The organism is Nocardiopsis protaetiae, assembly GCF_045446735.1.
GTDB classification, from domain to species: Bacteria; Actinomycetota; Actinomycetes; order Streptosporangiales; family Streptosporangiaceae; genus Nocardiopsis; species Nocardiopsis protaetiae.
In genome coordinates this window covers 1-4,822 of record NZ_JBJJBV010000389.1, presented here as the reverse complement: position 1 = coordinate 4,822, position 4,822 = coordinate 1, and the positions used below count along the sequence as shown (strand labels likewise).

Sequence of the window (4,822 nt, the reverse complement as noted above, 5' to 3'; positions counted from 1 at the left end):
CTCTGGCGTGGGGGGCGTCAGCCTTCCGAGTCCTCGGGGGGCTCCTCCTTGCGGGGGCGTCCGCGGCGGGGTAGGTCCCCGGCCTCCTTCGGCATCCGTCCCGCGTCGTCGAGGGCACGGCGCAGGAGGAACTCGATCTGGGCGTTGGTGCTGCGCAGCTCCTGGCCCGCCCACCGCGCCAGGGCGTCGTGGACGGCGGGGTCGAGCCTCAGCAGCACCTTCTTGCGCTCCGGCACGGCCACCTCGATCCCGTCACTGGTAGAGCGTCCCCGTGTTGACGACCGGGCTGGCGGGGCGGTCCGAGCACAGCACGACCAGCAGGTTGCTGACCATGGTGGCCTTGCGCTCCTCGTCGAGCTCCACCACGTGCTCCTCCGACAGCCGGGCCAGGGCCCGGTCGACCATGCCCACGGCGCCCTCGACGATCTCGGCGCGGGCGGCGATCAGGGCGCCCGCCTGCTGACGCTGGAGCATGGCCTGTGCGATCTCCGGAGCGTACGCCAGGTGCGTGAAGCGGGACTCCACGATGCGCACGCCCGCGGCGTCGACCCGCTGGCCGACCTCCTCCGAGAGGCGCTCGGTGATGGTGTCGGCGTTGTCGCGCAGCGACAGGGCGCCGCCCTCGGCCTCGTAGGAGTCGTACGCGTAGTGGCCGGCGATGTGGCGCACGGCCGCCTCGGTCTGGATGGACACGAACTCCACGAAGTCGTCGACCTCGAAGGTGGCGCGGGCGGTGTCCTCCACCTGCCACACGACGACGGCGGCGATCTCGATGGGGCTGCCGGAGGCGTCGTTGACCTTCATGACGGAGGTCTCGTGGTTGCGGATGCGCGTGGAGACGGCGTTGCGCTCGGTCAGCGGGTTGACCCAGCGCAGGCCGTCGGTGCGTACGCTGCCGACGTAGCGGCCGAAGAGCTGCACGACGCGGGCCTCGTTGGGGGCGACCATGGTCAGCCCCAGCATGAGGAACAGGCCGAAGACCGCGATGAGGCCGCCGACGACGAGGGCCGCGACGAACGGCACCGCCTCGACGAGGAAGGGCGTCCCCGCGACGGCGGCGCCGGCGAGGACGATCACGACGGCCAGCAGGAAGACGCCGATGCCGTCGCGGCTCTTGGCGGTGGTCTCCCGGTACTGCGGGGCCTCCCGGTAACCGGGGGCGGGGGCGGTGGGTTCGGTCATGGACGTTCCTTCCCTCTCAAGTGATGACGCGAGCATAGCATTGTGATATCACTTTTTATAAGAGCCGGGCCGAAGGGGCCCACGAGACCGAGAGGAGACGTGGACGCGATGACCACCGACACACCGCGCCTGCGCCCGCCGAACCACCGCGTGGACCCCCGCGCCATCCGCTGGTGGACCACCCGTTCGCTGATCACCACGGCCGTCCTCGTCGCGGTCCCCGTCGTGCCCGCCCTGATCTGGGAGCCCGTCCGCTTCTGGTTCCTCGTCGCCGCCGCCGTCCTGGGGATCCCGGGGCTGCTCATCACCGCCGTGATGCCGCAGTGGCGCTACCGCGTCCACCGCTGGGAGGTCACCGACACCGCCGTCTACGCCTCCAGCGGCTGGTTCTGGCAGGAGTGGCGGGTGGCCCCCATGTCCCGCATCCAGACCGTGGACACCAAGCGCGGCCCGATGCAGCGGGCGTTCGGGCTGTCCAGCGTGACCGTCACGACCGCCTCGGCCGCCGGGCCCATCGAGATCGCGGGCCTGGACCACGACCTGGCGGTCAAGGTCGCCGACCAGCTCACCGAGACCACCCAGGCCGTTCCGGGGGACGCGACATGACCACCGCGCAGCGACCCGAGACCTCCCGCCCGCTGGGCGACTGGCAGGGCCTGAACCCGCTCAGCGTGTGGGCCAACACCGCCGTCGTCGCCCTGTTCCTCGTCCCCGGCGCCGTCGTCGGCGTCGTCGTGCTGATCGTGGCCGACCAGCCCTGGTGGGCACTGGCCCCGGTCCCGGCGGCCCTGGCCCTCACCGCCGCGCTGACCGCGATCGACATGACGGTCCTCAAGGCGGTCTCCTACCGCGTCACCGACGAGCGCATGGAGATGCGCTCGGGCGTGCTCGCCAAGACCAACCGCTCGGTGCCGCGCGAACGCGTGCGCACCGTGGACGTGGCCGCGCCGATCTACGCCCGGCCCTTCGGCCTGTGCGCGGTGACCGTCGGCACCGGGGAGAAGGTCGACTCCGGCTCCGACCAGATCAAGCTCCAGTACGTCACCGCCGCCCAGGGCGAGCGGCTGCGCCGCGAACTGCTGTACCGCGAGGCACCGGGCACCGCCGAGGACGGCCAGGAGCCCGACGGCCTGGAACTGGCCCGGCTGGACCCGCGGTGGCTCGGCTACGCCCCCGCCACCACCGCCACCCTGGGACTGGGCATCGGTGCCCTGGCCGCCCTGATCGGGACCAACGCCCAGTTCGAGGGTTGGATCTACCGGTGGATCTCCGAGCAGACCGGGCTGCCCAGCGCCGCCGCGATCGGCGACTACGTCATGGGCCGGCTGCTGGTCGTCATCCCCGTGTCCCTGCTCGTCCTGCTGGTGTCGGGCGCGGTCGTGCTGCTGGCCGTGGCGGTGGAGACCTGGTGGAACTACCGGCTGGTCCGGGAGGCCAACGGGACCGTGGTGATGCGCCGGGGCCTGCTCAACAGCCAGTCGATCACCGTCGAGGGCCGCCGCCTCAACGGTGTCACCCTGCACGAACCGCTGGTGCTGCGCACGGTCGGCGGCGCGGACGTGCGCGCGGTCGCCACCGGCCTGGCCGCCGGGGACGACGAGAAGACCCAGGCCAAGAGCCGCCTGTCGCCGCCGATGCCGCGGGCCCGCGCCCGCGAGCTGGCGGCCGACCTGATGCGCACCCCCGAATCGCCGCTGGACCTGCCGCTGACCGCGCACCCGCGGGCGGCGCTGCGCCGCAGGCTGGTGCGCGCCGGGTGGGCGTCGCTGGCGGGCTTCGCCGTGGTCGCGGGGCTGGCGCGGGTGCACGCGCTGGCCGCCGAGGCCTGGTGGGACGCCGCCCACGAGATCGAGGCGGAGCTGAGCCCGATCCCGGTGGCCACGCACCTGGTGGAGGACGCCCCGGTCTGGGGCTGGTGGCTGCTGGGCGCTCTGTTCGCCGTGCTGGCGTTCTGGTACGCGGTCGGCTCCCACCGGGCGCTGGGGCACGGCCTGCACCCGCGCTACCTGGTGGTGCGCCGGGGCATGGCGGTGCGCGACACCGTGACCCTGGAGCGGTCGGCGGTGATCGGCTGGCGGATCACCCGCACGCCGTTCCAGCGCCGGGCCGGGCTGGCGCACCTGTCGGCCACCACCGCCTCGGGCAAGGGCATGTACACCGCCGCCGACGTGGGGATGGGGCAGGGGCTGGGCTGGGCGGACCTGGCGGTGCCGGGGCTGCTCTCCCAGTTCCTGGAACGGGACGGCGACCGGGAGCGGGAGCGGGAGGACGACCGACGGGAGTGAGGGTTCCCCGGCGCCCGCACGGGGGCGGGCGCCGGGGGAACCTCGCGGGGCCGCTATACCTGTCCGGCCCGTCCGCGGACGGGCGGGGCGGGCACGATCTCGAAGGCCCGGTCCATGCCCAGGATCTCCAGGACCCGGGCGACGGCCGGGCGGGGCCGGGCCAGCACCAGGCGGGCTCCCCGGGCGGCCAGGATCCGGTGGGCCGCCACCAGGGCGCCCACCCCGCTCGCGTCCAGGAAGCCCACGCCCGCCAGGTCGACGACCAGGCACTCGCAGCGCTCCTCGCGGACCGCCGCCGCCAACCGGGCGCGCAGACCGGGAACGGTCGCCAGGTCGATCTCACCGTCCACCGGCACCACCGTCACACCGGGGTGCGGGAGACGATCCTGGAATCGGACATCCCGTGCCACTAGGGACCACCTCTCACCGGACGTAATCTTTCCACTACGCAACCGCGTACGAGATCGTAACCTCTCCAGAGAGGTTCCGGGAGGCTTTTTCCGAGGAAAACCCCTGAAAACTCGCCGATGTGGCTGCGGGGACAGCATCACCTGACCTCCCGGACCGGCGTGTCTGGCCGTCGGGACAGTCCTGCCATCCTTTCTCGGACACACCCGGAAACGCCCCCGCACCGTGCCCCGCGGCCCCGCGTGCGATAGAAGCGGTAGGGACACCCGCGTCCCGGGGCCGGCAGGCCCCGGGGCATCGGGCCGACGCACAGCGCACAGAAGGGAGGGAGCGACGCACCCCTCCCGCCCTGCCGGGGCGGGAGCGCGCCGCGCACCCCATGACCGAAACCGCCGAGACGCGACCCGGCTGGTTCTCAGCCGAGGAGCTGGAGGGCCTCCGCGGCCGCATGCCCCTGGTCTACGTGCAGGCCGTCCCGGTCCGGGTCGACGAGGTCGGCCAGGTCACCCACGTCGGACTGCTGATGCGGGCGACCCCCGACGGCCGGTTCCACCGCTCGGTGGTCTCGGGCCGGGTCCTGTACCACGAGCGGGTCCGCGACGCGCTGCTGCGCCACCTGGAGAAGGACCTGGGCCCGGTGGCCCTGCCCCGCGTCCCCGCCTCCCCGCAGCCGTTCACGGTCGCCGAGTACTTCCCCACCCCCGGGGTCACCCCGTTCCACGACCCGCGCCAGCACGCGGTGGCACTGGCCTACATCGTGCCGGTCTCGGGCGACTGCCAGCCCCGCCAGGACGCCCTGGACCTGGTGTGGCTCACCCCCGCCGAGGCCGCCGACCCGGCGGTGCACGCGGAGATGAACGACGGCCAGGACGTGCTGCTGCGCCAGGCGCTGGCCCACGTGGGGCACGCGCCCTGACCCGCTCGACCCGGCCGGGCCCCGCGGCGGC

At 73.5% G+C, this 4,822-nt stretch carries 6 protein-coding genes; 3 read left to right on the top strand and 3 right to left on the bottom strand.

Annotated features, from left to right (window positions below):
• Positions 1-17: 17 nt before the first annotated feature.
• Complete coding sequence (locus ACJOT3_RS32515) at positions 18-236, bottom strand: type II toxin-antitoxin system antitoxin (RefSeq protein WP_406976964.1); 219 nt, start codon at positions 234-236, stop codon at positions 18-20.
• Between the two features lie 16 nt (positions 237-252).
• Positions 253-1,182 (bottom strand): SPFH domain-containing protein, encoded by a 930-nt coding sequence (locus ACJOT3_RS32510; RefSeq protein WP_406976963.1) that lies wholly within the window; start codon positions 1,180-1,182, stop codon positions 253-255.
• Positions 1,183-1,290: 108 nt separating this feature from the next.
• Between ACJOT3_RS32510 and ACJOT3_RS32505 the strand changes: the two genes are divergently transcribed.
• Positions 1,291-1,788 (top strand): PH domain-containing protein, encoded by a 498-nt coding sequence (locus ACJOT3_RS32505; RefSeq protein ID WP_406976962.1) that lies wholly within the window; start codon positions 1,291-1,293, stop codon positions 1,786-1,788.
• Entirely contained in the window at positions 1,785-3,467 is a 1,683-nt protein-coding gene (locus ACJOT3_RS32500) for a PH domain-containing protein (protein WP_406976961.1), read from the top strand. Before ACJOT3_RS32505 ends, ACJOT3_RS32500 begins: the two co-directional genes overlap by 4 nt.
• Positions 3,468-3,520: 53 nt before the next feature.
• On the opposite strand, the gene ACJOT3_RS32495 is transcribed toward ACJOT3_RS32500, so the two are convergent.
• Positions 3,521-4,015, bottom strand: coding sequence for an STAS domain-containing protein (locus ACJOT3_RS32495; RefSeq protein ID WP_406976960.1), 495 nt, complete (start codon positions 4,013-4,015; stop codon positions 3,521-3,523).
• A 239-nt stretch (positions 4,016-4,254) separates the two neighbouring features.
• Between ACJOT3_RS32495 and ACJOT3_RS32490 the strand changes: the two genes are divergently transcribed.
• Positions 4,255-4,791, top strand: a complete 537-nt coding sequence (locus ACJOT3_RS32490) for an NUDIX hydrolase family protein (RefSeq protein ID WP_406976959.1) — start codon at positions 4,255-4,257, stop codon at positions 4,789-4,791.
• The last annotated feature ends 31 nt before the right edge of the window (positions 4,792-4,822 follow it).